Source organism: Streptomyces sp. NPDC053560 (assembly GCF_044544605.1).
Lineage (GTDB): Bacteria > Actinomycetota > Actinomycetes > Streptomycetales > Streptomycetaceae > Streptomyces.
Genome location: NZ_JBITXI010000019.1, coordinates 112755 through 137066 on the forward strand (window position 1 = coordinate 112755; position 24312 = coordinate 137066).

Here is a 24312-nt window from a genome sequence, read left to right on the forward strand (position 1 = left end):
GCCGTACGCATCCGCAACACCCCCTCCAGCTCTCACTGAATGTGACTGTGCGCGCTTAGAGCGTTACACATCCCACTGACAACGGGGAGACCGCCTGGTCCCGGGGAAGCGGGCCCGGTGCGCTACAGGTCCACCAGCACCGCGCCGAAGTGCCGGCCCTCGGTCAGCTCCCGCAGCGCGCGCGGAGCCTGCTCGATGCCGCTGAACCGCGCGTGCGGGAAGGTGAGCGTGCCGTCCCGCAGCCCCTCGCCGAACTCCCGGTTCCACTCCGGAATGAGGTCCAGGTGGTCATAGAGGGCCACACCGCGCAAGGTGATGCCGCGCGACAGGAACGACAGCGTGTCGATCTCGGTCGTGACGGCCCCGGAGCCGGACATCTGCGCGGCCAGCGCGCCGACGATCGCGACCCTCGCCCCCCGGTTGGCCAGCGCCAGGGCGGCCTGGAGCTGCTCGCCGCCCACGTTGTCGAAGACCGCGTCGACGCCGTCCGGTGCCGCCTTGCGCAGCTGCTCCAGAATGGGCCCCTCGCCCCGGATCACCACCGCGTCGTAGCCGAGACCGGCCATGAGCTGCTCGCCCTTGGCGCGCGATCCGGTGCTGCCGATGACGCGGGCCGCGCCGCGCTTCTTGGCCAGCTGCCCGGCCAGCGAGCCCACACCGCCGGCGGCACCGGTGATGAACACCGTGTCCCCGGGGCGTACATCGGCGCCCCTCCCGATGCCCATCAGCGCGGTGGGCCCCTGGGAGAGGTACGCGGCGGGGTCGGGCAGCAGGTCCGGCTCCAGGCGCTGCGCCCGGGAGGCGTCGACGACGGCGAACTCGCGCCAGCCGAGAGAGTGTTCCACAAGGTCACCGGGGCGGAGGTCGGTGCCGGGCGCGGCCACGACCTCGCCCACGGCGGCCCCGTGCAGCGGGGCGCCGATCTTGTAGTGCGGGAGCGGCACGGCGCTCCGTTCGTCCATGAGGGTGCGCATCACGGCGGCGACGCCCATGGTGGTGGTGCGGACGAGGGCCTGGCCGGGCGCCGGTTCCGGTACCGGCACCTCGACGATCTCGAAGAGGTCGTCGGTGACCGCGTCCCGGGGGCGGGCGGCCAGTCGTACTTCGCGGTGGGTGGTGGGGACTTCACTGCGCTGGGTCATGGCACCGACGCTAGTCCGTGGCCCCCACACGCGGTTGACGAACCGGTGCGATCCGGCTTTCCTCCCGGTGGCCGCGAGGCCCGCCGCCGTACGGGTCGTACGCGGCGGACCCGGCCCTCCGGTCGCCCGGTCACCCGGCGCGCAGCCGCTCCGCCAGCTCGCCCGGGTCGGTCGTGGGCCGCTCGCAGGTGAAGTCGCGGCACACGTAGGCCGCGGGCCGGCCCCCGACCAGCGGCCGGTCCTTCAGGAGCGGCACCTCCTCGCTCCCGGGGTCGCCGACCGCGACGACGGCGCCGGGCGCCGTGCTCAGCAGCGCGGAACGGTGCAGCTCACGGGTGGCCTCGTCGTCGTACGAGCCGATCACCGCGACCTCGCGCGGGCCGTCGAGCAGCGCCTCGGCGACCGCGAGACCCCAGCCGATGAAGCGCGGAGCGCGCCCGCTCAGCGCCTTGACGATGCCGAGCGCGCGTTCGGCGGCCTCCCGGTGCGGGGAGCTGCCCGTGAGCGCCGCGTACGAGAGGAGGGCGCCGGCCGCCGCGGTCCAGCCCGAGGGCGTGGCGTTGTCGGTCGGGTCCTGCGGCCGGCGGATCAGCGCCTCGGCGTCGTCGGCGGTGTCGTACAGCGAGCCGTCAGGGCCCCGGAAGTGGATCAGCACGGTGTCCAGGAGGAGCCCGGCGAAGTCCGCCCATACGCCCTCGCCGGTCACCTGGGCCAGCGCGAGGAAGCCCTCGGAGACGTCCGCGTAGTCCTCCAGCACACCGGAGTTGGCGCCGGCGACGCCGTCGCGGGAGGTGCGGTGCAGCCGCGCCTGGCCGTCCATGTGGACGCGGACGAGCAGGTCGGCGGCGTCGGTCGCGGCCTGCACGAGGTCCGGCCGGTCGAAGTACGCGCCGGTCTCCGCGAGCGCGGCGACGGCCAGGCCGTTCCAGGCGGCCACGACCTTGTCGTCCCGGCCGGGGCGGGGCCGCGCCTCCCGTGCGGCGAGCAGCCGCTCCTTGATGGAGGCGATCCGGTCGGCGTCCCGCAGCCCCTCGGTGTCCGGCAGTTGCAGCACCGAGGCGCCCTCCTCGAAGGTGCCCTCCTCGGTGACCCCGAAGTGGTCGGCGGCGATCCGGGCGTCCGCCTCCCCCAGTACCTCGGTCAGCTGCTCGGGCGTCCACACGTAGTAGGCGCCCTCGACGTGCCGTCCCGTGCCGTCGTCGCTGTCGGCGTCCAGCGCGGAGGCGAACCCCAGCTGGTCGGTGCGGAGTTCGCCGACCATGAAGTCGGCGGTCTCCAGGGCGATGCGGCGGGCGAGCCCGGAGCCGGTGGCGCGCCAGAGGTGGGCGTAGAGCCGGCAGAGCAGCGCGTTGTCGTACAGCATCTTCTCGAAGTGCGGTACGACCCATTCCGCGTCCACGGAATAGCGCGCGAAACCGCCGCCGAGCTGGTCGTAGATGCCGCCGCGCGCCATCGCTTCGCAGGTCGCGCTCACCATGTCGAGCGCGCCCTCGGACTCCGTCCTGGCGTGGTGCCGCAGCAGGAATTCCAGCACCATCGACGGCGGGAACTTCGGCGCGCCGCCGAATCCGCCGCGGGTCGCGTCGAATTCCCTGGTCAGCTGCATCAGCGCGGCCATCAGGTCCTCGCGACCGGGCGGCTGCGCCCCGGCGACGGCCAGCGAGCGGTCGGCCAGATCGCGCACGATCTTTCCCGCGACCTCGCCGACCTCGTCCCTGCGGTCCGTCCAGGCCGCCCGCACGCCCTCCAGGACCTGCGAGAACGAGGGCATGCCGTGCCGCGGCTCGGGCGGGAAGTAGGTACCGAAGTAGAACGGCTCGGCGTCCGGCGTGAGGAAGACCGTCATCGGCCAGCCGCCCTGGCCCGTGGCGGCCTGCACGGCTTCCATGTACACGGCGTCGACGTCCGGGCGCTCCTCCCGGTCGACCTTCACGGCCACGAAGTGCTCGTTGAGCAGCCGCGCGGTGGCCTCGTCCTCGAACGACTCGTGGGCCATGACGTGGCACCAGTGGCAGCTGCTGTATCCGACGCTGAGCAGCACCGGTACGCCGCGCCGCCGCGCCTCCTCGAACGCCTCGTCGGACCACGGCCACCAATCGACCGGGTTGTCGGCGTGCTGGAGCAGATACGGGGAAGTCTCATGAGCCAGGCGGTTCGGCATGGGGCCATCCTCTCTCACGGGTGTGCCCGGAACGTGCGAAGCCGATCCGCCGGAGCCCGCATTGCCCGGCACGGCGGATCTCTCACTCCACCGTGTGGCACGTCCCGGCGGAGTTATCCACAGGGCTGCCGGATTCGGCGCCGGGACGGAACACTGGGCGTACAAGGCGATCATCGCTGGAGGGGGACGGAATGACGGGGTCACCGGCTGTCCTGCGGGACGCTCACCGCGCGGACGCGGACGCGCTGTTGACGCGCGCGGTCGAGGAGGAGGTGCGCCGCTCGGGCGGGCGCGTCGACGGGGGCGCGCTGCTCACCAGGGCGCGGGCCGCGCTGGACCGGCTGGCGGCCGGAGCGGCGGAGGAGTACGCCGCGTACACCGGAGCGCTGGACGAGGCGGCCGCGGCGCGCCGGCCGCTGACGGAGCGGCTGACCCGCAGGGAGACGGGCACCCCCGCGGTGGTCACGCTGGTCGCCGCGGCCGCCGCCGTCACCGCGGACCTGGCGTACGGCACGGGCCCCGGCCCGGCGCTGGGCACCGGGGCCGCGGTCGTCGTCGCGGGTGCCGCGGCCACGGTCCTGAAGCTCACCGCGGGACACTGGCCTGCCGCGCACCGCCAGGCGGGGATGCGCGGCCAGCCGGGCGGCCCCGAGCAGCTGCGGCTCCAGTGGCTGACGGCCCTGGAGGTGCGCGGCGTGCGGCCGTTCCTGGACCAGCAGCGGATGCTGACGGCGGCGAACCGGAGCGGTGCCGCCGGCGGCCAGGGCACAGGGAACACCGGGCGTGGCCCGCAGCTGCGCGGCGGGGACCGCAGCGCGGCGGCCCGCCGCAGGTCGGTGCTGGCCGACTCCTTCCAGCAACTCCCGGACCCGGGCGGCCCGTTCGCCGGGCGGCGGGCCCAGCTGACGCAGATCACCCAGTGGGTGCACGCCGCCCGGGCCAGTACGGAGACCAGGCCCACGGTGGTCGTGCTGCACGGCGAACCGGGTTCGGGACGCACGGCGCTGGCGGTGCGGGCCGCGCGGCAGCTGCGCGATCAGTTCCGCGGCGCGTGCGTGGTGGACCTGCGCGGCGAGACGCCGGGCGAGACCCCGCTGCCCACCCGGGACGCGCTGCTGCACCTGCTGAACCGCCTCGGGGCGCCGCGCGAACAGCTGCTGTTCCGCGAGCGGCCCTCGCCGGAGCAGCACGTGAAGCGGCTGACGGAGCTGTACCAGCAGCATCTGACCAACCTCCCCGTCGTGGTCCTGCTGGACGACGCCACCGACCCGGACCAGGTGCGCACCCTGGTGCCGGACCGCTCGGAGTCCCTGGTGCTGGTCACGGCGCGGGAGCCGATGGAGCTGCCCGAGGCCCTCTCGGCGTGGGTGCACCAGCTGCCGGTGGGCCCGCTGGACACCGCCGGCGTCGAGGAGCTGCTGCGCGCCGCGGGCGGCGAGGCGGAGGGCGCGGCCGGGCCGTACGACCCGCAGGCCCTGGACCGGATCGGGGAGCTGTGCGCGGGGCTGCCGCTGCCACTGCGGGTGGCGGGCTCCTCGCTGGGCCCGCGCGACCCGGCCACGCTGGCGGCGGACCTGGCGGCCTACGGCCCGGTGACGGCCGTGGAGCGGGCCCTGTGGCTGCGGTACACCGACCAGCCCGACGCCGAGCGGCGGCTGCTGCGCCGGCTGGCGCTGGTCGGACGGGCCAGCCTCGGCGCGGCAGCCGCGGCGGCGCTGCTGGGCGTCGAGGAGGAGGAAGCGCAGCGGCGGCTGGCCCGGCTGACCGGGGCGGGCCTCGTCGAGCACGTACGCGGCAGCCGGTACCGCCTCCACTCCCTGGTGCACCACTTCGCGCACGCACGCCTGCTGGACGAGGAGGACCCGGCGGAGCGGGCCGGCGCCCAGGAGCGGCTGCTGCGCAGCTACGCCGAGCTGGCGGACTCCGTCATCCGCCTGGTGGACGGCAACACCTCCACGCGCGCCGACCGCTTCGGCCCGCACGGCTTCACCTCGCTCGACGCCGCGCTGCAATGGCTGGACGACGAGACCAGCTTCATCACGGCGGCGCTGCGCCACGCCGACCAGGACGTGGACCAGGCCACGCTCTCCCACCTCCTCGGGGCGCTCGCCGACTACTGCCTGCTCCGCGGCGACCTGTACCGCCTCGGCGAGCTGAACGAGCTGACCAAGGCCACCGACAAGGGGCTGCTGGCGCGCTCGGTCCAGTGGCGCACCGGCGTCGCGGCCCGGCAGCTCGGCGAGCTGGACAAGGCCCGTACGACGCTGTCCTCGGTGGTCGACCTGTACTTCGAGGCGCAGCATTCGGCGGGCGCTGCGCGCGCCCTGCGCGACCTGGGCATCACCCTTCAGCAGCAGGGCAATCTCACCGAGGCCGCGGCGAAGCTGCGGGAGGCCCTGGAGCTGCAGAGCGGGGACGCCCTGCGCGGCGACCGCGCGTGGACGCTGCACGCCCTCGCGGCGGTGGAGCGCGACCGCGCGCAACTGGCCGAGGCGTTCGCGCTGCTCGACGAGGCGCTGGAGCTGCACCGCGAGAGCGAGAGCGTGCACGGCCAGGCATGGGCGCACTTCCAGCTCGGCCAGGCCTGTCTGCGCCACGGCGACGTACCGCGCGCCGAGCGCGAACTCCAGGAGGCGCTGGAGCTGTACGGCCGCACGCAGGACGGGCGCGGCGAGGCGTGGGCGATGACGCAGCTGGCCCGGGCCCGGCTGGTGGACGGCGACCCGGCGTCCGCGGTGGACCAGCTGCGCCAGGCCCTCGCGCTGCACCGCCGGCACGAGGACGCCCGGGGCGAGGCCTGGACGCTGTACTACCTCGGCCAGGCGCTGGAGGAGAACGGCGACAAGGACGCGGCCGTGCGCCACCTGGACCGGGCGCGCACGATGTTCAGCCGGATGCACGACGCGTACGGCCTGGCGTGCGCGCGGCACCACTCCGGGCGGATCACCCGTGACGTGCGGGCGGCGCAGACCGGCTCGCTGCTCAACAGCGGCTTCGCGCGCCAGCTGCTGCAGGACGCGCGCCGGGACTTCCAGCGGATCGGGGTGCCGCACAGCGAGGGCTGGTCCTGCCTGGAGCTGGTGGTCGTCGACGCGGGGAACGGCCGGACGGCGCAGGCCCTGGAGCTGGCCGATGAGGCGGCGGAGATCTTCGCGGGGTACGGCGACCGGCGCGGCGAGGACTGGGCCCGCTTCCTGCGCTGCACGCTGCTGCCGCTCGCCTCGCCCGGCGGTTCCGAGGTCGGCACGGCCGTCGCCCAGGAGGAGCTGGCCGAGCTGCGCCGCTCCCCGCATCCGCTGCGCGACCCGAAACTGGAGGACTGCGCCGAGGCGTACGCCGTGCTGCTGGACCGCGGCATCGAGCTGGAGGCCGGCTGGCAGGCCTGGCGCCTGGGCATGATCCCCACCCGCCACGCCCGCGAAATCATGGGCACACCCCTGGAGCCGTCGACGTAGCCCCGGGGGCTCCGGGCGGAGCGGCGGCACACCGCGGTCAGGACCGGTGACCAGGCAGGCCGATGCCGCCGCGGGCGCTCACGCCCGCGGCGGTTCCGCGTATCCGGGCCCAGGATCTCCGGCCCCGGGACCGAGTGGCCCCAGACCGAGTGGCCCGGAACCGAGTGGCCCCGGGACGGAGTGGCTGCGGGGCCGGGTGTCCGGAGGCCGGGTCAGGTCGTCTTCGGGGCGCCCTTGGCCGCGGCTCCCTTGGCCGGGGCGGCCGGGGTGCTCGCGGCCGAGGGCGCCACGCCGTCGCCCTTCGCGTTCTCGCCCGGCTTCTCCTCGAAGTCGACCTTCCGCATGTGCTTGTTCATCGATTTCATCAGCAGCCAAACGGCGCCGCCGATGACCGCGAAGACGATGAAGCCGAGGACTCCGGGGGTCACCTTGTTCTCGTCCAGGTCCTTCGCGAGGGGGACGAGATGAGTCATGGCGAGGGTGCTGGTCGCGCTCATCATGAGGTCAATTGTTGCGGATGCCCGCGAAGAGGTCGTCCTCGGGGAGGGAGGTGTCCACCAGAGACTTGGCGAGCTCGTACTCCTCGGTGGGCCAGACCTCCTTCTGGATCTCCATCGGGACGCGGAACCACCCGCCGTCGGGGTCGATCTGCGTGGCGTGCGCGATCAGCGCCTTGTCCCGGATCTCGAAGAAGTCCGCGCACGGAACGTACGTGGTCAGCGTGCGCTCGGCGCGCTCGAAGGACTTCCAGCGCTCCAGCCACTCGCCGTACGGCGACTCCATGCCGCGCTCCAGCAGCGCCTCGTGCAGCGCGACGGTGCGCGGGCGGTTGAAGCCCTGGTTGTAGTAGAGCTTCGACGGCTGGAAGGGCTCGCCGGCGTCCGGGTACTTCGAGGCGTCACCCGCCGCCTCGAAGGCCACCATCGTGATCTTGTGGGTCATGATGTGGTCCGGGTGCGGGTAACCGCCGTTCTCGTCGTAGGTCGTGATGACCTGCGGCTTGAACGAACGGATCAGCTTCACCAGCGGCTCGGCCGCCGCCTCCACGTCCTGGAGCGCGAAGCAGCCGTCGGGCAGCGCGGGCAGCGGGTCGCCCTCGGGCAGCCCGGAGTCGACGAACCCCAGCCACTCCTGCTTCACACCCAGGATCTCGCGGGCCTCGTCCATCTCCTTCTTGCGCACCTCGTGGATGTGCGCCTCGATGTACGGGTCGCCCTGGAGCTTGGGATTGAGGATGTCGCCGCGCTCTCCCCCGGTGCAGGTGGCGACCAGCACGTCCACCCCCTCGGACACGTACTTGGCCATGGTGGCCGCGCCCTTGCTCGACTCGTCGTCGGGGTGGGCGTGCACCGCCATCATTCGCAGCTGCTCAGTCAAGACTCGGTCCTCAGTCAAGGGTCATGGGACGCCGTTGAACGACGCCTTCTATAGTGACCGAAGCGAGGGGGCGAATATTTCCAGGTCCCCCTTACCAGGAGGAAGATCATGGCCGCGGTGCGCGACGGACTGCCCGACGGACGGTACGGCCGTACCGCCGACGAGCGGGCCGACCGCAAGCTGAAGGTCATCGGTGCGGTGCTCGGCGCCGCGCTGCTCGGCGTGATCGCCTGGTTCGGCATCTCCTACATCACCGGGCAGGACCTCAGCGGCCGCCTGGTCACGTACAAGGTGGTCTCCGACACGAAGGTGCAGGCGCACCTGGAGGTCATGAAGGACCCCGGCGCGAAGGGCGTGTGCACGCTCCGCTCGCAGTCCGCCGACGGCGCCGAGGTCGGCCGCAAGGACGTCCGGGTCGAGCAGTCCGAGGACCAGGTCGACACGGTGATCACGATCCGGACGACGGCCCGGGCGACCAACGCCGAACTGGTCGGCTGTACGACCTCGGGCGCCCCGGGCCAGAACTGAACCGCCGGCAGCCGGCACGGCTCTGACCCCCGCGTGTCGGGCGACCTCGCCCGAGCGGGGCTGACCAGCGGTGACGTGTTTTTTGCGGTTTACCGCTCCCCCTTTTGTGCCGGAATTGTTAGGCTCGTGGTTTCGCCCACCCGAGAAGGCGCCAGCCTTCCTGGTAGGGCGTTTGATTTATCCCCAGTACCGACGAGGAGCACCTGTGACCCAGACCAGCGACAACGTCACCTGGCTGACCCAGGAGGCGTACGACCAGCTCAAGGCCGAGCTGGAGTACCTGTCTGGTCCCGCACGCGTCGAGATCACCGAAAAGATCGCGGCGGCCCGCGAGGAAGGTGACCTGAAGGAGAACGCCGGGTACCACGCGGCCAAGGAAGAGCAGGGCAAGCAGGACCTTCGTATGCGCCAGCTCAAGCAGCTGCTGGAGACGGCGAAGGTCGGCGAGGCTCCCGCCGCCACTGGTGTCGTGGCCCCCGGCACGGTCGTCACCATCGCGTTCGACGGGGACCCGGACGACACGCTGACGTTCCTGCTCGCTTCGCGGGAGTACGCGAGCTCGGACATCGAGACCTACTCCCCGCAGTCGCCGCTGGGCACCGGAGTGAACGGCAAGAAGGTCGGCGAGACCGCGGAGTACGAGCTGCCCAACGGCAAGAAGGCAGCCGTGAAGATCCTGGAGGCCAAGCCCTACACGGGCTGAGCCCGCGGACCACGGCGGCGCCCGCGACACGCGGCGGCCGCACCGCAGCACCACCGAAGGGCCCGGGTCGGGAAGACCCGGGCCCTTCGAGGTGTCCGGACGCGGCACGTTTCACGCCCTCACGTCCGGACAGGGCGCGCAGCGCGAGCGCTCAGGCCGTCGCCGACCGGTACTTCCGTACCGCCAGCGTGCGGAAGACCACGATGATCACGATGGACCAGAGCACCGAGGCGAGGACCGGGTGCTGCATGGGCCAGGCGTCCGGTACGGGGTAGCCGGGCGGCAGATTGCCGAAGAGGTCGCGCGCGGCCTGCACGGTGGCGCTGAAGGGGTTCCACTCGGCGATGTGCCGCAGGAACGCCGGCATCGAGTCCGAGGGCACGAACGCATTCGAGATGAACGTCAGCGGAAAGAGCCAGATCAGGCCGCCGGAGGTCGCCGCCTCCGGAGTCCGTACGGACAGGCCGATCAGCGCGCCGATCCACGAGAAGGCGTAGCCGAGCAGGAGCAGCAGGCCGAAGCCGGCCAGCACCTTGCCGAAGTTCTCGTGCGTGCGCCAGCCGATGATCAGCGCGACGGCCGCGAGCACGACGAGGGTGAGCGCCGTCTGTACGAGGTCGGCGAGCGTACGGCCGGTGAGGACCGCGCCGCGGGCCATCGGCAGCGACCGGAAGCGGTCGATGAGGCCCTTGTGCATGTCGTCCGCGATGCCCGCGCCCGCGCCCGCCGTGGCGAAGGTGACGGTCTGCGCGAAGATGCCCGCCATCAGGAACTCGCGGTACCGCGCGGGGTCGATCGGCCCCTGCTGGCCCGGCAGCGCGATGGCGCCGCCGAAGACGTAGCTGAACAGCACCACGAACATGATCGGCTGCACCAGCCCGAAGATCACCATCTCGGGGATGCGCGCCATTCTGATCAGATTCCGCTCGGCGACGACCAGCGAGTCCCGTACGGACCGGACCGTGCCGCCGCCCGGCCGCGGGGCGCGGGCCCGCCGTGCCGCTTCCGTCACCGTGCTCACTTCGCCGCCTCCCGTGCCGCCCGCCGGTCTCCGCCCTTGTCCGCCTTGCTCCCGCGCTTCCGCCGGCCCTTGCGGCCGGCCGGCCCGTCCGCGCCGGGGTCGCCGTCCGCCGTGTCGTCGCCGTTCTCCTCGCCCTCGGCGGGCGTCTCGGCGGCGTGGCCGGTCAGCGAGATGAAGACGTCGTCCAGGGTCGGGCGGCGCAGCCCGATGTCGTCGATCTCGACACCGCGTACGTCCAGTTCGCGGATGACCTCCGCGAGCAGCTTCGCGCCGCCGGTGACCGGCACGGTGATCTTGCGAGTGTGCGACTCGACCTTGGTCGCGCCCTTGCCGTAGCCGCGCAGCACCTCGTCGGCGGCGCCCAGCTGATCGGGCGTGTGCACGACGACCTCGACGCGTTCGCCGCCGGTCTGCGCCTTGAGCTGGTCGGACGTGCCGCGTGCGATGACCCGGCCGTGATCGACGACGCAGATGTCGTGCGCGAGGTGGTCGGCCTCTTCGAGGTACTGGGTGGTGAGCAGCAGCGTCGTACCGCCCGCCACCAGCTCCTGGATGACGTCCCAGAGCTGCTGGCGGTTGCGCGGGTCCAGGCCGGTGGTCGGCTCGTCCATGAACATCACGGGCGGGCTGACGACCAGCGCGGCCGCCAGGTCCAGGCGTCTGCGCATGCCGCCGGAGTAGGTCTTGGCGGGCCGGTCGCCGGCGTCGGCGAGGTGGAAGCGGTCCAGCAGCTCCCCGGCCCGTACCTTCGCCTCCTTCGCGCCCATCTGGTACAGCCGGCCGACCATGGTGAGGTTCTCCCGGCCGGTCAGGTACTCGTCGACGGCGGCGAACTGGCCGGACAGGCCGATCGCGCGCCGTACGTCGTCGGGACGCTCCAGTACGTCGATCCCGGCCACTTCCGCCCGGCCGCTGTCGGGCCGCAGCAGGGTCGTCAGGACCCGGACCGTGGTGGTCTTGCCGGCACCGTTCGGACCGAGCAGACCGAGGACGGTCCCTTCCGGGACGTCGATGTCGACACCGTCCAGAGCCCTCACATCGCCGAAGGTCTTCACGAGCCCCTCGGCGTAAATAGCGCCTGGCATCCAGGCCCTCCCGGAGTTGGGGGTTTCGAGGAAAATCTTACGTTTGCCGGTTGTCACCCGCGCGGCGGCCGACCGGCGTGACGGGACGCCACGATTGCGCCACAGGAGTGCCCCGCGCCGGGCGGCACTTACGAGGACCGTTCCAGGGATGTTACGCCGAACGCGATACAACGCGTTAGGGCTTGTGTGTGCGCAGAGACGCACGAACGGCCGGCGCCCCCGTGAGGGCACCGGCCGTCAGTGTGTGCGCAGGGTCCGGGCGCGCGCCCGGTCGTGTCCGGTGTGCGGTCAGGCGATCACCGTGTAGCCCGCCTCCTGGAGGGCCGTCCCGACCTCCGTGCAGTGCTCCGGGCCCTGCGTCTCCAGGTGCAGTTCGACCTCGGCCTCCGTGAGGCCGAGTCGCGGGTCGGTCCGTACGTGCTGGATATCGAGTACGTTCGCGTCCCTCTCGGACAGCACGCCCAGCAGCGTCGCCAGCGCGCCCGGGCGGTCCGTGAGGCGGAGCCGCAGCGAGAGGTAGCGGCCGCCGGCGGCCATGCCGTGGCGCAGGATGCGCTGCATGAGCAGCGGGTCGACGTTGCCGCCGGACAGCACCGCGACGACCGGGCCCTGGAAGGCCTCCGGCGCGGACAGCAGCGCCGCCACCGGGCTGGCCCCGGCGGGCTCGACGACCATCTTGGCGCGCTCCAGGCAGAGCAGCAGCGCGCTGGAGAGCGCGTCCTCGGAGACCGTTCGGACCTCGTCGACCAGCTCGCCGATGATCCCGAACGGCACGTCGCCCGGCCGCCCGACCTTGATGCCGTCCGCCATCGTCGACGGCGACTCGATCGCGACCGGATGGCCGGCGGCCAGCGAGGGCGGGTACGCCGCGGCGCCCGCCGCCTGCACGCCGACGATCCGTACGTCGGGCCGGATCGCCTTCACGGCGACCGCGACGCCTGCGGCGAGCCCGCCGCCACCGATGCCCACCACGATCGTGCGGACCTCGGGGCACTGCTCCAGGATCTCCAGGCCGACCGTGCCCTGACCGGCGATGATGTCGCGGTGGTCGAAGGGGTGGATGAAGACCGCACCCGTCTCGCGCGCGTACTCCTGGGCCGCGGCCAGCGTCTCGTCGACGACCTGGCCGTGCAGCCGCACCTCGGCGCCGTAGTCGCGGGTCGCGGCGACCTTGGGCAGCGGCGCCCCTTCGGGCATGAAGACGGTCGAGCGGACGCCCAGCAGGGAGGCGGCCAGCGCCACGCCCTGGGCGTGGTTGCCGGCGCTCGCCGCGACTACCCCGGCGGAACGTTCCTCCGGCGTCAGCCCGGCGATCCTGACGTACGCACCGCGGATCTTGAACGAGCCGGTGCGCTGGAGGTTCTCGCATTTGAAGTGGACCGGCGCGCCCACCAGGCCGGACAGGAAACGGCTGCCCTCCATCGCGGTGGACCGGCTCACCCCCGAGAGCAGCTTCTGCGCACCGTAGATGTCGTCAAGCGTGACGGCGGGGAGCACCCCTGTGGCTCCTGCGGCTCCCGTGGCGGAAGCGGCCATCGCGGAACCTGCGGTACCGGGAGCGGCGGAAGCGGGTGTCTGCGGCGTGTGATCGGCCATGGCGCCAGTCTTACAGCTCACGCCGGTACGGGCGTCCGCGGCCGGGGGGCGCGCCCCGCGGCCGTACATCTTTGGTCAGCGCCGGTACGGTCCTCGCGCGGGCCGCGTACTCTGTCCCCCAATCCGTACGCACCTCCATGAAGCGAGCATCCGGCCATGCCCACCTCTTCGGACATGACGACCCACATCGATCCCGCTCTCCTCGACGCGCTGCAACACCAAGTGGCCGTCTTCGCCCGCCGCGCAGAACAGAGCCGGCTCGGCGGTGTCGGGCAGGCGCGCAACTCCATGGACCGCGCCGCCTACCTGCTGCTCAACCGGCTCGACCAGGAGGGCGCGATGGGCGTCAAGGCCCTGGCCGCCGGCATGGGCATCGACTCCTCCACGGTCACCCGCCAGGTCGCGCCGCTGGTCGACGCAGGCCTGGTCACCCGCGCCTCGCACCCCGAGGACGGGCGCGCGGTCGTCCTCCAGCTCTCCGAGCGCGGCCGGGCCCGCCTGGAGGAGGTGCGCGCGTCGCGCCGTGAGCTGATGGCGCTGGTCACAGAGGAGTGGAGCGAGGAGGAGCGCAACGCCTTCACCACGCTCCTGACGCGCTTCAATGTCTCGCTCTCGACGGTGACCGCGTCGCTGTCCCCGGGGACGCCGGCTTCCTGAGCCGGTCCCCCGCACGGCCCCAGGAGCCGCGCCGCCTGCCGCACGGCTCTTGACCGCCGTGCCCGCGCTGCCGTGCCATGGAGCCATCGCCGGGCCGCCGGGCCCGCGAGGCCCGGAGCCTGTCTTCCGGGCCGGGCCCCTAGGCAGGAGGCGCTGTGCGAAAGCGGCGGTCTGCTCGGGAGTGCCGTCGCGCCCGGGAGTTCGAGGCGTTCGTCGCGGGCGCGGCGGGCCGTCTGCTGCACACGGCCACACTGCTGACCGGCGAACCGTCCGGCGGCCCGGCCCCGGCCGCCGAGGAGCTGCTGACCCTCGCGCTCTCCCGTACGTACGCGTCCTGGGACCGGCTGCGCGGCGAGGACCCCTACGACCGCACCCGCCAGGAGCTGGCCGGGCACTTCGCCCGTACGGCCCGGCGCCACCGGCGGCCGCGCGGCGGCCTGCTGGACCGGCTCCCGCCCCAGGAACGGCTGATTCTCGTCCTGCGGCTGTACGAGGGCGTGGCCGAGGAGCAGACCGCGGCCCTGCTGGACCTGCCCGCCGAGCGGGTGCACACGCTGTGCCTGCGGGCGGTCACCGAGATGCGCAGCACCCGGCGCGGCACCGCGCCCCCTGCCGCCTCGTCGGGCGCCGGTGCGGTGACGCCGTGAGCCCGCCCGACCGCAAGGAGGCCGAGGTGCGGCGGATGCTCGACGGGCCGCACCCCCTGGTCCCGCCCGACCTCGGGCTGCGGGCCGCCGTGCGCGGGCGCCGGCTGCTGCTGTGGCGCCGCCGGCTGGGCCTGGCCGGCTGGCTGCTGTTCCTGGCGGCGGTGGCGTTCACCGTCTGGGCCGTCACCCAGCAGCCGTGGATGCCACCGCCGTCGCGTACGACACCACCGCTGGAAGGGTGGTGAGGGGCGCACCGGGACGGCCGGCCTCCGGCACGTCCCGCGCGTCCCGTGCTTCCCGGGGCTAGCCCAGGGCCTGGGTCAGGTCCGCGAGCAGGTCGTCGACGGACTCGATGCCGACCGAGAGGCGGACCAGGTCGGCCGGTACCTCCAGCGCGGAGCCCGCCGCCGAGGCGTGCGTCATCCGGCCGGGGTGCTCGATCAGCGACTCCACGCCGCCCAGCGACTCGCCCAGGGTGAAGAGCTGAGCGCGGTCGCAGACGTCGACCGCGGCCTGCTCACCGCCCGCGACCTGGAAGGACACCATGCCGCCGAAGGACCGCATCTGCTTCGCCGCGATCTCGTGGCCTGCGTGGTCGGGCAGGCCCGGGTAGAAGACCTTGGTCACCTTCGGGTGCGCGGTCAGCAGCTCCGCGACCCGCGCCGCGTTGGCGCTGTGCCGGTCCATCCGTACGGCGAGCGTCTTGATGCCGCGCATGACCAGCCAGGCGTCGAACGGCCCGGCGATGGCGCCCATGGCGTTCTGGTGGAAGGTCAGCTCCTCGCCGAGCGCGTCGTCGTTGACGACCAGGGCGCCGCCGACCACGTCGGAGTGGCCGCCCATGTACTTCGTCGTGGAGTAGACGACCACGTCGGCGCCGAGCGCGAGCGGCTGCTGGAGGTAGGGGCTCGCGAAGGTGTTGTCGACCACGAGCTTGGCGCCCGCGGAGCGCGCCACGTCGGCGAGCGCCGCGATGTCGGTGATGCCGAGCAGCGGGTTGCTGGGCGTCTCGACCCAGATGGCCTTGGTACGCGGCCGGATCGCCTCCCGGACGGCCTGCGGGTCGGAGGAGGAGGCCACCGACCATTCCACGCCCCAGCGCTCGGCGACCTTGGCGAAGAGGCGGAACGTGCCGCCATAGGCGTCGTCCGGGATGACGACGTGGTCACCGGGGACGAGCAGGGTCCGCAGCAGGCAGTCCTCGGCCGCGAGTCCGGAGGCGAAGGCCAGGCCGCGGCGGCCGCCGTCCAGGGCCGCGAGGTTCTCCTCCAGGGCCGTACGCGTCGGGTTGGCGCTGCGGCTGTACTCGTAGCCGCCGCGCAGGCCGCCGACCCCGTCCTGCTTGTACGTCGAGACCTGGTAAATGGGCACCGATACCGCGCCCGTCGTCCGGTCCGCTTCCTGCCCCGCGTGGATGGCGAGGGTTTCGAAGTGCTGATGGCGCTGTCCGCGCTGATCACTCATGTCTGCCGAGGGTAGTCGCCCCCGGCCCGGCGCACGCCCAGGAACTTTCTGCTTCGCTGGAGAGTGGATACAAGTGGACACCCGCGAATCGCCGACCCGGCCACCGACGAGCCCGACAAGCCTGACAAGCCACCGCACCGCCCGCGCCGCCCGGCGCCGCGCGCCTGACGACCCGATCTTGGAAACGACTCCCCATGGACGTACTGCTCCTTCTCCTCGCTGTCCTCGCCTTCGCGGGGATCGTCGCCTACCCCCTGGCACGGCGGCGGCGCACGCTGCAGCAGGCCGGCCGGGGCATGGCGGCGGCCGCCGACCCGATGGCGGACTACGGCTTCGTCCCCGCCGAGCAGCTGGACGTGCGGCTGCCGGGGCCCGACCCGGAGCTCGCGGAGACGCTGGCCGAGATCGCGCGTACGCAGGACTGGCAGCCCGCGTCCCGGCTGCTGGCGGGCACCCCCGAGGGGGACGAGCGCCGGTGGCAGCGCGTACAGACGCTGGCGGGCGCCGCGGCCTTCGCGACGGCGCCCGGACAGGAGGGCGCGCCGGGTGCGCACACCGACGCACCGGGCGGCTCCCGTGGCGGCATCTGGCTGCGCACCTGGCGCTCCGAGAAGCCCAAGGACTCCGGCGGCGCCCAGACGCACGCGCAGTTCCTCGTGGTCCAGGCGCTGCGCGACCCCGGCTCGCAAGACTTCCGCATGATCCTCGAGGAGGCCCGTACGGTCTGCCACGAGGCGCGGCTGCTGGCCCCCGGCAGCCCGGTCCCGTACATCATCGAGCTGGCCGTGGCCCGCGGGCTGGGCGAGCGCCGCCCCGACTACGAAGAGCTCTGGTCCAAGGTGGTCCAGCGCGCGCCGCACCACATGGGCGCGCACCTCGCCGCGCTGCCGTACTGGTCGGAGAAGTGGCACGGCTCGAAGGAAGACGCCGACGCGTTCACCGAACGCGCCGCCTCCGGTGCCCCCGCGAAGTCGCTCCTCCCCGCCCTCCCCCTCTTCTCCGTCTTCGACCACCTCCCCGAGGCCAACATGGTCCGCAGCCTCTTCCAGAGCGCGGTGGTCGAGCGCGCCATCGAGGGCGCGCACTACGCGCTGCGCCAGGCCCCCGCCGACCATCCGGTGGCACCGCACGTACGCCACCTCCTGGTCTGGTTCCTCGTCCAGGCGGAGCGGTACGCCGAGGCCATGGAGCAGTTGCGCCACGTCGACGGCCACGTCGGCGCCGTGCCCTGGTCGTACGCCACGCAGCCGGCCGCCGCCTACGCCACCTACCGGGCCCTGGCCGTCGCCGGCTGGGAGTCCCAGGGCGGCACCCCGGCCACCCTCCCGCCGTCCTGACGCCCGCCCCGGAATTCCCTCACCGGAATTCCCACTCCCCCCGGGGCGTTCACGGAACGACGGCCCACCCCCGTCCAGTCCCCGTCCCGCCCTCTTCCCCGGAGCCTGATCGCGATGCTGTTCTCCCGCTTCAAGAACCACCTCCCCTCCGCCGAGGAGGCGCTGAAGGGCCGATCCGAGCCGGAGTTCACGGTCCCCGAGCGCCACACCGTCCTCGGCAACGCCCTGCTCGGGCCGTATCCGGAAGGGCTTGAGGTGGCCGACTTCGGCCTGGGCTGCTTCTGGGGCGCCGAGCGGAAGTTCTGGCAGACCGACGGCGTATGGACCACCCTCGTCGGCTACCAGGGCGGCCACACCCCGAACCCCTCGTACGAAGAGGTCTGCAGCGGCCACACCGGCCACACCGAGGCGGTCCGCGTCGTCTTCGACCCGTCGAAGGTCTCCTACGCCACCCTGCTCAAGGTCTTCTGGGAGTCCCACGACCCGACCCAGGGCTTCCGCCAGGGCAACGACGTCGGCACCCAGTACCGCTCCGCGATCTACACCCACTCCCCCGCCCAGGCCCGGACCGCCGAGGCCTCCCGCGACGCCTACCAGAAGGTCCTCACCGCCTCCGGCTACGGCGACATCACCACCGAACTCCTCCCCGCCGGCCCCTTCTACCCCGCCGAGCCCTACCACCAGCAGTACCTCGACAAAAACCCCGCCGGCTACTGCGGCATCGGCGGCACGGGCGTGTCCTGCCCGGTGGGGGTGGCTCAGGCGGAGGGCTGACGACCGACAGTCGCCGACGCCTTCCCGATCCCGCCTTGTGACTCATAGCGGGCATCGGGCCGGAAATCCCACTCTGATCTGAACATGGCGATAGAGAGCCCTATAAAGGTCTCGAAGTGGGTCGGCAGCTCCCCTCTGCCTTCCGTATGGCCTCCGCAACGACTACGACCAGAAGAATGGAAATGCGGCATTGGTAGGGTCGGTGCCCGCCGTCCATGTCGGCTGCGGCTTTTATGCGGCGAGTTCGGCTGGCCACGAGCCTTACCACCGAGGGGAATTGCCACTCCATGTCGGAAACATCACCACAGGGCGCTTTTCACGACCCGGATACGCTGCGAGCGTGGTGCAGAGCAAGGCGGCAAGTCCTGTGGGCGTTGATCCTGTTGACTGTCGCGACCTTCGTGCTCGTGGTTCTTGCAGTGGAGGTCGGCGGTGATGCGACCATGCTCATGTACCTGTACTGCCTTCTGGCCGCCCCGCCGGTGCTGTGGATCGCCGCACTCTCGCGCCGCCAGGACCAGCTGAAGGGCATGAAGCGGGTCCTGGAGGCCTACCCCTGGCAAGACGTCACACCTGCCCCCGTGCGCACGTCGAAAAAGGGCGAACCGGGGCACGGCAGTGAGCACAAGCGCCTCCATGTCCCTAATCCGGATGAGCCGGGAAAGAACGTCACGGTGATTGCCCGGCGGTCCACACCGGGACCGAAATGGCGCCGCACTTTGCGCAAGGCGTCCGAGCAGGGGTTCCAGTTCGCCGGCGACCCGCGATTCGGTGGCGTGGTCGCACTGCGCGGGCGACCGGATTACTTGATCGCCGTGCTTCCGCGACACGAATTCCTGAACGTTCAAGGCCGCCCGAAGGGCGTGAGCGAAGCCGCCTGGCATCGAGCCAGGTCGGCCTGGATCAGCGGTGAACCCATCACCGGGAAATTGGCTCAAGAATTCGACCGTAAGGGTGGCAGCAATGCCTGAGTTCCGCTTCACCGTGCATCCCGGTCAGGACGACATCACCGACGGGATGTTCATGGGCCACCTCGACGTGGTGGGCAGTTCGGGACAGATTACGACGCGAGAGAGCAAGCCTGCTGACGGTGGCCCCGGCCTGCTCGTGTTCCAGGTGCTGCTCGACCTGCTCGACGGGGTAGGAAAGATCATCGAGCGTGGGCGTGGAACGTATCGGCACAATTTCATGGTCACGATGACGTTCAAGCTCAAGAGAGACGGGACCATGGTGATCAGTCGTTGGGGAAAGACGATCGACGAATCACCGTCGAAGGAAGTTGCACGCGCACTACTGCTGGCAAGCCAAGAGGTGGCCAGGACTCACCTTCCACGCATCAGCGAGCCGACCGATGTCGCGGAGGTCGCGGAGGACGGCAGTCTCGAATACCGGGACTACCGTTCCCGCACCGAAAAGGCATTGGCTCGCTTCGAAGCCATTGCAGGATGATTCAGCGGAGAGGCCTGGCCGCCAACAGGCCGGGGTTGTAAGCCAACCCCTTGCCGCCGGCCCCGGTGGCCGTATCGGTGAGAAGGGTATTCGAATCGAAGGATTGCCCGAAGACCACCGAGTTGAACGTGGCCTTGCCAATGCTGGTAGCCAGGCCTGACGTGGTGCCGATGACAACCTGCGTCCCGAGACTGCCCTTGCCGGCGTAGTCCATGCTGATCCTGCCGTACTCGCTCTGGCTCCAATTGGTCAGTGGGGTCTTGTTGAGGAGGCCGGGCGCCTTCTCAAATCCCTTCTCGACCGCGGAGCCGGCTCCGACACCGATCGTGGAGCCGGCAAGGTTCATCTTCCAGTTCTTCTTGACTCGGTCCACGCCGCCGTTCATGAAGTCCGTGGCGGTGCTCTTGGCCTCTAGCTTGCCGAACGCAAAGGCGGCCTTCCTGACACCCTTCAGCTGCGAGCCTGCGCGCCAGACCTTCATCACGCCGGACATCTTCTGTTCGATCTTCGCCACCCGCAGCGCCGTCTTCATGCCCCCCAGCAGCTTGCCCGCCTTGGCCAGCATGGCGATCTTGCCCACCACTGGGATGCAGTCGAGGACAGCAAAGGCCAGGTCGCCCCAGCCTGCCTTTCCCTGGGCGACTTTTTTGATGGTATCGGCCAAGACGATCAATGCCGCGGCGAGGAAGAGTGCCACCAGCCAGCCACCGCTGACGAAGAGGAGTACGAGCCCCACGATGGCCACGAAGATCTTGCAAGCGGTGACGATGGTGTCCCAGTGATCGGCGACGAAGTCGCCGACCTTTTCGTACCACTTCTTGTTCTGGATGCCGGCGTCCGACGCCGCCTCGACATCGCGGACGAAGTCATCGGTGGCCTTGCTGTGGTCCCTTCCCGCGTTTTCGGCCTTCGTCTTCAGCTCGGCGAGCTGCGTATGAAGGCTGTCCACCTGACCTTGCGCCGCATCCTTTTGGCCATCGGCGTACGAGGCGTCACGCGTCGCCTGCCGCACCTTCGCCGAGTCCGGTGGCGGCGGGTCTCCCGCGCCGGGCTTGTGCACACGCTTCTTCGCCTCTGACGCCCGGTCGGCCGCCGAGGAAGCGTTGTGGAGGCGGGCTTCGGCCGACTTCAGTTCACCGCGGAGTGTGCGGGCCTTGGACAGCGCACTGTCCGCTTCCGATTGCGCCATATCCATTTTGTGCGCGTACGACAGCAAGGCGTCGGCCAGCTTGCTGTAACTCGCGTGCAGCTTGTCCAGCTGTCCCGGCAGCTTGTCCAGGTTTTCCTTGAAGGAGTCCATGGCCTTGCCGACCGCTTCGGCGAGGACGGAGTCCTTGGAGGCCGTCTTGAGCCCTCGACGCACCTCGTCGATGTCCTGGACGAACGTCTTGTACGTCTTGCCCTGGCTCTGCAGCTCGAGATGGTCTCCGGGGGTCGGGTCGTCTGGGAGGTCCAGGTTGTGCCAGTCCGTTGGGCGTGCCATGTCGGTCCCTCAGCTCGGCGTTTCGCGGTCGGGCTCCGCAAAGACGAAGCTGAATGTGTCGGTGATGGCGCCGAAGAGCTCCAGCATCGGCTCCACCAGAGCGAGCTGCGGGGTGCTCGCGCTGATCACGGCGACCTTCGGGTTGTTGCCGGGATATGGGACGAGTGTCTGCATCATCACCGCGCGGTAACTGCGGCCGTCGTTCGGCACCTCGATCTCCTCGATGCCCTCGCTGCGCGCGGCCGTACCGGCGTCCGGCAGCTCGACGAGGCTCACCCGGCGCCACACGTCGGTGGGTCGCGGGCCTCGGGGGATCGGGTTGAAGGTGGCCAGCAGGGTGTCCAAACGGGTCTTGGCCACCGTCCCGGTCTGTTTGTCCTCGGCCTGCGACACGCTCACCGTCAGGTTCGCCGTCATCGGCTCGTCGTCGATGATTTCCAGCATGGAACCGGCGTAGACGACGTTCGCCTCGCGCGCTTCCGCGGCCGCCCTGCGCAGCATCTTCTTCAGCGTCGAACGGTGTTCGGCGAGCTCCGGCCGCTCCTTGATCCGCGCCGCGACCGCCTCCCGGATGGACGCGTCGACCGTCGCCGGATGAATGTCGAACTCGTACCAGGAACTGGGGACGAGGATGTGCAGCCCGAGCACCTCGCGGGCCGCCGCGACTGAGGTTCCGGCAGAGACCGTCGAATTACTTTCAAGAGGCTCGCTCACTTGCGCCCCTTTTCAAGCTGATTCTTGAGGTCCAGGTCGAGCTTGGTGAATTTCTCCACGATTTCACCGGCCTGCTTCGCCACGGCGTCCACGCCGTTATCGATCTCCTTGCGGCCGTCCTTCCAGCCGTCCAGGAAGCCCTGCAGCGCGTCAAAGGCCCTGCTCGCCCCGAGTTCGTCATGACCCAGCTGGCGTTTGAAGTTGCCGGTGTCATCCATGCGCCGCTTGATCGAACGCAGTTGACTCGCCAGATGCCCCAGCCCGGCGAGACTGATGGCAAGTTTGCCTTCTGACCCCATGTCTGGTTTTCCCCCAAAAATCGCGATCTCGATCTATCCGTTACGCAAGAGACCGCGCGTACCGCCAGGACTTTAACCACCGTAAGACATGGTGCGATTGAAGTGTTGGGCGCCTCTGCGGCCGCCGCAGCAATCGTGGTGTCGCCGTCTCCGTGGTTTCGCGGATTCCGGTGAAGTCCGCATGCTCGACCAGGGGCGCCGGTGCCGCGCCCGCACGGAGTCTGCTGCTGCAGCGGGCAGCCTAGGGTGAGGGCACCGAGCTCGCCGGAAGTCAGGAGACGCCCGTGCACGTACGGGTGACTCCTGCCCGGTGGGGGTGGCTCAGGCGGAGGGCTGAGGGGTGGCTGTTCCGTCGGGGCCGAGAGCTGTTTCGGACGGGGAGTGGTGTTCGTGGAGGGCGTGGTAGCGGTCGCCCAGCGTGTCGGCGGCCTCCGGGGTCTTCGGTGGGGCGGTCAGGGTGATGGCGCCCACGTGGATGCCGTGCGGGGTGAGTTCGGCGTGGAGTGAGCGGGCGTAGCTGCGGAGGGCGGCCATGGCGAGGGCGGCGTTGGCCTCGGACGGCGCCGGGGTGGTCGCCGCGGGGCCCGTGGTCATCAGGAACGTGCCGGAGCCGCGCGCGAGCATGTCCGGGAGTACCTGGCCCACGGCCGTGATCGCGCCCAGGACGTAGAGGTCGAACTGGGCGGCCGCCGCGGCGGCGGTGGTCTGGGCCGCGTGGGTGACCGGGCCGGACGGGCCCGGGCCGTAGTCCAGGACGTCCGGCGGGCCCAGCGTCTCGGTCGCCTGCGCGAGCGCGGCGGCGAGCGCGTCCCGGTCACGGATGTCGGCGGGGAACGCGGCCGCGGGGATGTCCAGCCCGGCCAGCTCGGCGACCTGGGTGTCCAGCCGGTCCTTCGTCCGGGCCACGAGTCCGACCCGGAAGCCCCGGCGCCCGAACGCGCGCGCCACCCCCATTCCCCGCCCCGGCCCGGCACCGACCACCACGAGCGTCCTGGCCACCGCTGCTCCTCTCCGCGCCGGCGGGAGACCCGGAACTGCCACGGCCGCGCCGGCTGATCACTTGTCGGGTGCGCCCCCTTTGTGTGCCCACAGGTACGCCTCCGTACGCGTCCTCACGGGCGATAGGGCTCGGTGGCCGCCGCGGTGGGGGCGGTGGGCGGAGCGGTGGGCAGCGCGGTGGGCAGCTCCGGCGTACGCGGGGCGGGCGTGGGCCGAGCGGAGGTCGGCGTGGCGGACGTGGGCCGAGCGGGGGTCGGCGTGGCGGAGGTGGACGAGGGCCGCGCTGAGGTCGAGGGGGCCGAGGAATCCGGGATGGGGCGGACGCCCGTGCCGTCACCTCGGCAGGCCGTCAGGGACAGCGCTGCCGCGGCGAGGACCGACGCCAGGACGGCGCGGTGGACGCGTACACCCGCGCGGGGGCGGCCGCGGGAGCCGGTGGCAGGGGCAGCGGTGATCGGCATGGCGGCAGGATGTCCGGGCCGATTGGTGATCCACTAACGTTTCACTAACACCCGGAGGGCAGTAAGCGAGTTGAGCGGCCGGCGGGGTGAGCGTGCCGGCCGTGTGTCACGGTTTGCGGGCGACCAGGGCGTACTGAGCGACCTCCGGGGGCTCGGTGGGGGTGCCGTCGGGGGCCGGGGCCGGGCGCCAGCGGGTGCAGGAGACCAGGCCGGGCGGGAGAAGTTCCAGGCCGGCGGCGAAGCCGGCGATCTCCGCGCCGGTGCGGGCGGTGATCGGCGGGGTGGCGTTCTCGTTCCAGAAGCGCATGGCCTCGGCGTTGCCCGCGCCGCCCAGTTCGAGCGTGGGGTGGGTGAGGACGAGGTGGCTGCCGGGCGGCACGGCGGCGAGCAGCCGGTCCACGGTCCGCCGCGCCCGCTCGGTGTCCACGATGAAGTTGAGGATGCCGAGGAACATGATCGCGACAGGCCGGCCGAAGTCCAGGGTGCGGGCGGCCGCGTGCAGGATCGCGTCCGGGTCGTGCGCGTCGGCGTCGATGTAGTCGGTGACGCCGCCGGGCGCGCTGGTGAGCAGCGCGCGGGCGTGGGTGAGGACGATGGGGTCGTTGTCGACGTAGACCACGCGGGCGTCGGGCGCCACGCGCTGGGCGACCTCGTGGGTGTTGTCGGCGGTGGGCAGGCCGGTGCCGATGTCGAGGAACTGCCGGATGCCGGCCTCACCGGCGAGGTGCCGCACGGCTCGGCCGAGGAAGGCGCGGTCGGCGCGGGCCACGTCGCCGATGCTCGGGTACAGGTTGGTGACGTGGTCGCCGACCTGCCGGTCGACGGCGTAGTTGTCCTTGCCGCCGAGCCAGTGGTTCCAGACCCGTGCGTTGTGCGCGACCCCGGTATTGATCCGGGATCCCGTCTCCGCGTGCCCGCCGTCCGTCATGTCCGTACCCCTCCCGGCCGGTACCGGTGCGC

At 71.5% G+C, this 24312-nt stretch carries 24 protein-coding genes; 10 read left to right on the forward strand and 14 right to left on the reverse strand.

Going from position 1 to position 24312, the window contains the following annotated elements; translation table 11 throughout:
* Positions 1-122: 122 nt before the first annotated feature.
* Positions 123-1142 carry an MDR family NADP-dependent oxidoreductase gene (locus ACIGQF_RS35020; RefSeq protein WP_399718998.1) on the reverse strand — a complete coding sequence of 340 codons (1020 nt, stop codon included), beginning with the start codon at positions 1140-1142 and terminating at the stop codon, positions 123-125.
* 130 nt (positions 1143-1272) lie between these two features.
* Positions 1273-3303, reverse strand: a complete 2031-nt coding sequence (locus tag ACIGQF_RS35025; protein ID WP_399719001.1) for a thioredoxin domain-containing protein — start codon at positions 3301-3303, stop codon at positions 1273-1275.
* A 191-nt stretch (positions 3304-3494) separates the two neighbouring features.
* On the opposite strand from ACIGQF_RS35025, the gene ACIGQF_RS35030 reads away from it, so the two are divergent.
* Positions 3495-6758 (forward strand): tetratricopeptide repeat protein, encoded by a 3264-nt coding sequence (locus tag ACIGQF_RS35030; protein WP_399719003.1) that lies wholly within the window; start codon positions 3495-3497, stop codon positions 6756-6758.
* A gap of 212 nt (positions 6759-6970) precedes the next feature.
* On the opposite strand, the gene ACIGQF_RS35035 is transcribed toward ACIGQF_RS35030, so the two are convergent.
* Positions 6971-7255 (reverse strand): hypothetical protein, encoded by a 285-nt coding sequence (locus ACIGQF_RS35035; protein ID WP_399719094.1) that lies wholly within the window; start codon positions 7253-7255, stop codon positions 6971-6973.
* Between the two features lie 7 nt (positions 7256-7262).
* On the reverse strand, positions 7263-8135 hold the full coding sequence (gene mca / locus ACIGQF_RS35040) for a mycothiol conjugate amidase Mca (protein ID WP_399719006.1): 873 nt from the start codon (positions 8133-8135) through the stop codon (positions 7263-7265).
* 108 nt (positions 8136-8243) lie between these two features.
* On the opposite strand from mca, the gene ACIGQF_RS35045 reads away from it, so the two are divergent.
* Positions 8244-8663 carry a DUF4307 domain-containing protein gene (locus ACIGQF_RS35045; RefSeq protein WP_399719008.1) on the forward strand — a complete coding sequence of 140 codons (420 nt, stop codon included), beginning with the start codon at positions 8244-8246 and terminating at the stop codon, positions 8661-8663.
* Between the two features lie 205 nt (positions 8664-8868).
* Positions 8869-9366 carry a transcription elongation factor GreA gene (gene greA, locus ACIGQF_RS35050; RefSeq protein ID WP_361568092.1) on the forward strand — a complete coding sequence of 166 codons (498 nt, stop codon included), beginning with the start codon at positions 8869-8871 and terminating at the stop codon, positions 9364-9366.
* 151 nt (positions 9367-9517) lie between these two features.
* On the opposite strand, the gene ACIGQF_RS35055 is transcribed toward greA, so the two are convergent.
* From ACIGQF_RS35055 to ilvA, 3 genes are all read right to left on the reverse strand, one after another.
* Entirely contained in the window at positions 9518-10387 is an 870-nt protein-coding gene (locus ACIGQF_RS35055) for an ABC transporter permease (RefSeq protein ID WP_399719010.1), read from the reverse strand.
* Positions 10384-11472: an ATP-binding cassette domain-containing protein gene (locus tag ACIGQF_RS35060; protein WP_399719012.1), complete on the reverse strand. Its 1089-nt coding sequence runs from the start codon at positions 11470-11472 to the stop codon at positions 10384-10386. The genes ACIGQF_RS35055 and ACIGQF_RS35060 overlap by 4 nt, the downstream gene beginning before the upstream one ends.
* A 288-nt stretch (positions 11473-11760) precedes the next feature.
* A complete protein-coding gene (gene ilvA, locus ACIGQF_RS35065) occupies positions 11761-13008 on the reverse strand; it encodes a threonine ammonia-lyase (RefSeq protein ID WP_361568121.1) in 1248 nt (415 codons plus the stop codon).
* A 216-nt stretch (positions 13009-13224) separates the two neighbouring features.
* Between ilvA and ACIGQF_RS35070 the strand changes: the two genes are divergently transcribed.
* From ACIGQF_RS35070 to ACIGQF_RS35080, 3 genes are all read left to right on the forward strand, one after another.
* Positions 13225-13725, forward strand: coding sequence for a MarR family winged helix-turn-helix transcriptional regulator (locus ACIGQF_RS35070; protein WP_399719015.1), 501 nt, complete (start codon positions 13225-13227; stop codon positions 13723-13725).
* Positions 13726-13880: 155 nt separating this feature from the next.
* Positions 13881-14372 (forward strand): sigma factor-like helix-turn-helix DNA-binding protein, encoded by a 492-nt coding sequence (locus ACIGQF_RS35075; protein WP_399719018.1) that lies wholly within the window; start codon positions 13881-13883, stop codon positions 14370-14372.
* On the forward strand, positions 14369-14617 hold the full coding sequence (locus ACIGQF_RS35080) for a hypothetical protein (protein ID WP_399719020.1): 249 nt from the start codon (positions 14369-14371) through the stop codon (positions 14615-14617). The genes ACIGQF_RS35075 and ACIGQF_RS35080 overlap by 4 nt, the downstream gene beginning before the upstream one ends.
* Before the next feature lie 58 nt (positions 14618-14675).
* On the opposite strand, the gene ACIGQF_RS35085 is transcribed toward ACIGQF_RS35080, so the two are convergent.
* A complete protein-coding gene (locus ACIGQF_RS35085) occupies positions 14676-15836 on the reverse strand; it encodes a cystathionine gamma-synthase (protein WP_399719023.1) in 1161 nt (386 codons plus the stop codon).
* Positions 15837-16030: 194 nt separating this feature from the next.
* Between ACIGQF_RS35085 and ACIGQF_RS35090 the strand changes: the two genes are divergently transcribed.
* From ACIGQF_RS35090 to ACIGQF_RS35105, 4 genes are all read left to right on the forward strand, one after another.
* Positions 16031-17173 (forward strand): hypothetical protein, encoded by a 1143-nt coding sequence (locus ACIGQF_RS35090; protein WP_399719025.1) that lies wholly within the window; start codon positions 16031-16033, stop codon positions 17171-17173.
* A gap of 114 nt (positions 17174-17287) precedes the next feature.
* The gene (gene msrA, locus ACIGQF_RS35095) at positions 17288-17947 is read left to right on the forward strand and encodes a peptide-methionine (S)-S-oxide reductase MsrA (RefSeq protein WP_399719028.1); all 660 of its coding nucleotides are present in this window, start codon (positions 17288-17290) and stop codon (positions 17945-17947) included.
* Between the two features lie 287 nt (positions 17948-18234).
* On the forward strand, positions 18235-18918 hold the full coding sequence (locus tag ACIGQF_RS35100; RefSeq protein WP_399719032.1) for a hypothetical protein: 684 nt from the start codon (positions 18235-18237) through the stop codon (positions 18916-18918).
* Complete coding sequence (locus ACIGQF_RS35105) at positions 18911-19396, forward strand: hypothetical protein (RefSeq protein WP_399719035.1); 486 nt, start codon at positions 18911-18913, stop codon at positions 19394-19396. The genes ACIGQF_RS35100 and ACIGQF_RS35105 overlap by 8 nt, the downstream gene beginning before the upstream one ends.
* Position 19397: 1 nt before the next feature.
* On the opposite strand, the gene ACIGQF_RS35110 is transcribed toward ACIGQF_RS35105, so the two are convergent.
* The 6 genes from ACIGQF_RS35110 to ACIGQF_RS35135 form a co-directional block, all read right to left on the reverse strand.
* Positions 19398-20879 carry a putative T7SS-secreted protein gene (locus ACIGQF_RS35110; RefSeq protein WP_399719037.1) on the reverse strand — a complete coding sequence of 494 codons (1482 nt, stop codon included), beginning with the start codon at positions 20877-20879 and terminating at the stop codon, positions 19398-19400.
* Between the two features lie 9 nt (positions 20880-20888).
* The gene (locus ACIGQF_RS35115; RefSeq protein ID WP_399719039.1) at positions 20889-21527 is read right to left on the reverse strand and encodes a hypothetical protein; all 639 of its coding nucleotides are present in this window, start codon (positions 21525-21527) and stop codon (positions 20889-20891) included.
* Positions 21528-21589: 62 nt separating this feature from the next.
* The gene (locus ACIGQF_RS35120) at positions 21590-21892 is read right to left on the reverse strand and encodes a hypothetical protein (protein WP_399719042.1); all 303 of its coding nucleotides are present in this window, start codon (positions 21890-21892) and stop codon (positions 21590-21592) included.
* 321 nt (positions 21893-22213) lie between these two features.
* On the reverse strand, positions 22214-22891 hold the full coding sequence (locus ACIGQF_RS35125) for an SDR family NAD(P)-dependent oxidoreductase (protein ID WP_399719045.1): 678 nt from the start codon (positions 22889-22891) through the stop codon (positions 22214-22216).
* A gap of 113 nt (positions 22892-23004) precedes the next feature.
* Positions 23005-23352 carry a hypothetical protein gene (locus ACIGQF_RS35130; RefSeq protein WP_399719047.1) on the reverse strand — a complete coding sequence of 116 codons (348 nt, stop codon included), beginning with the start codon at positions 23350-23352 and terminating at the stop codon, positions 23005-23007.
* A 106-nt stretch (positions 23353-23458) separates the two neighbouring features.
* Complete coding sequence (locus ACIGQF_RS35135; protein WP_399719050.1) at positions 23459-24280, reverse strand: SAM-dependent methyltransferase; 822 nt, start codon at positions 24278-24280, stop codon at positions 23459-23461.
* Between the last annotated feature and the right edge of the window lie 32 nt (positions 24281-24312).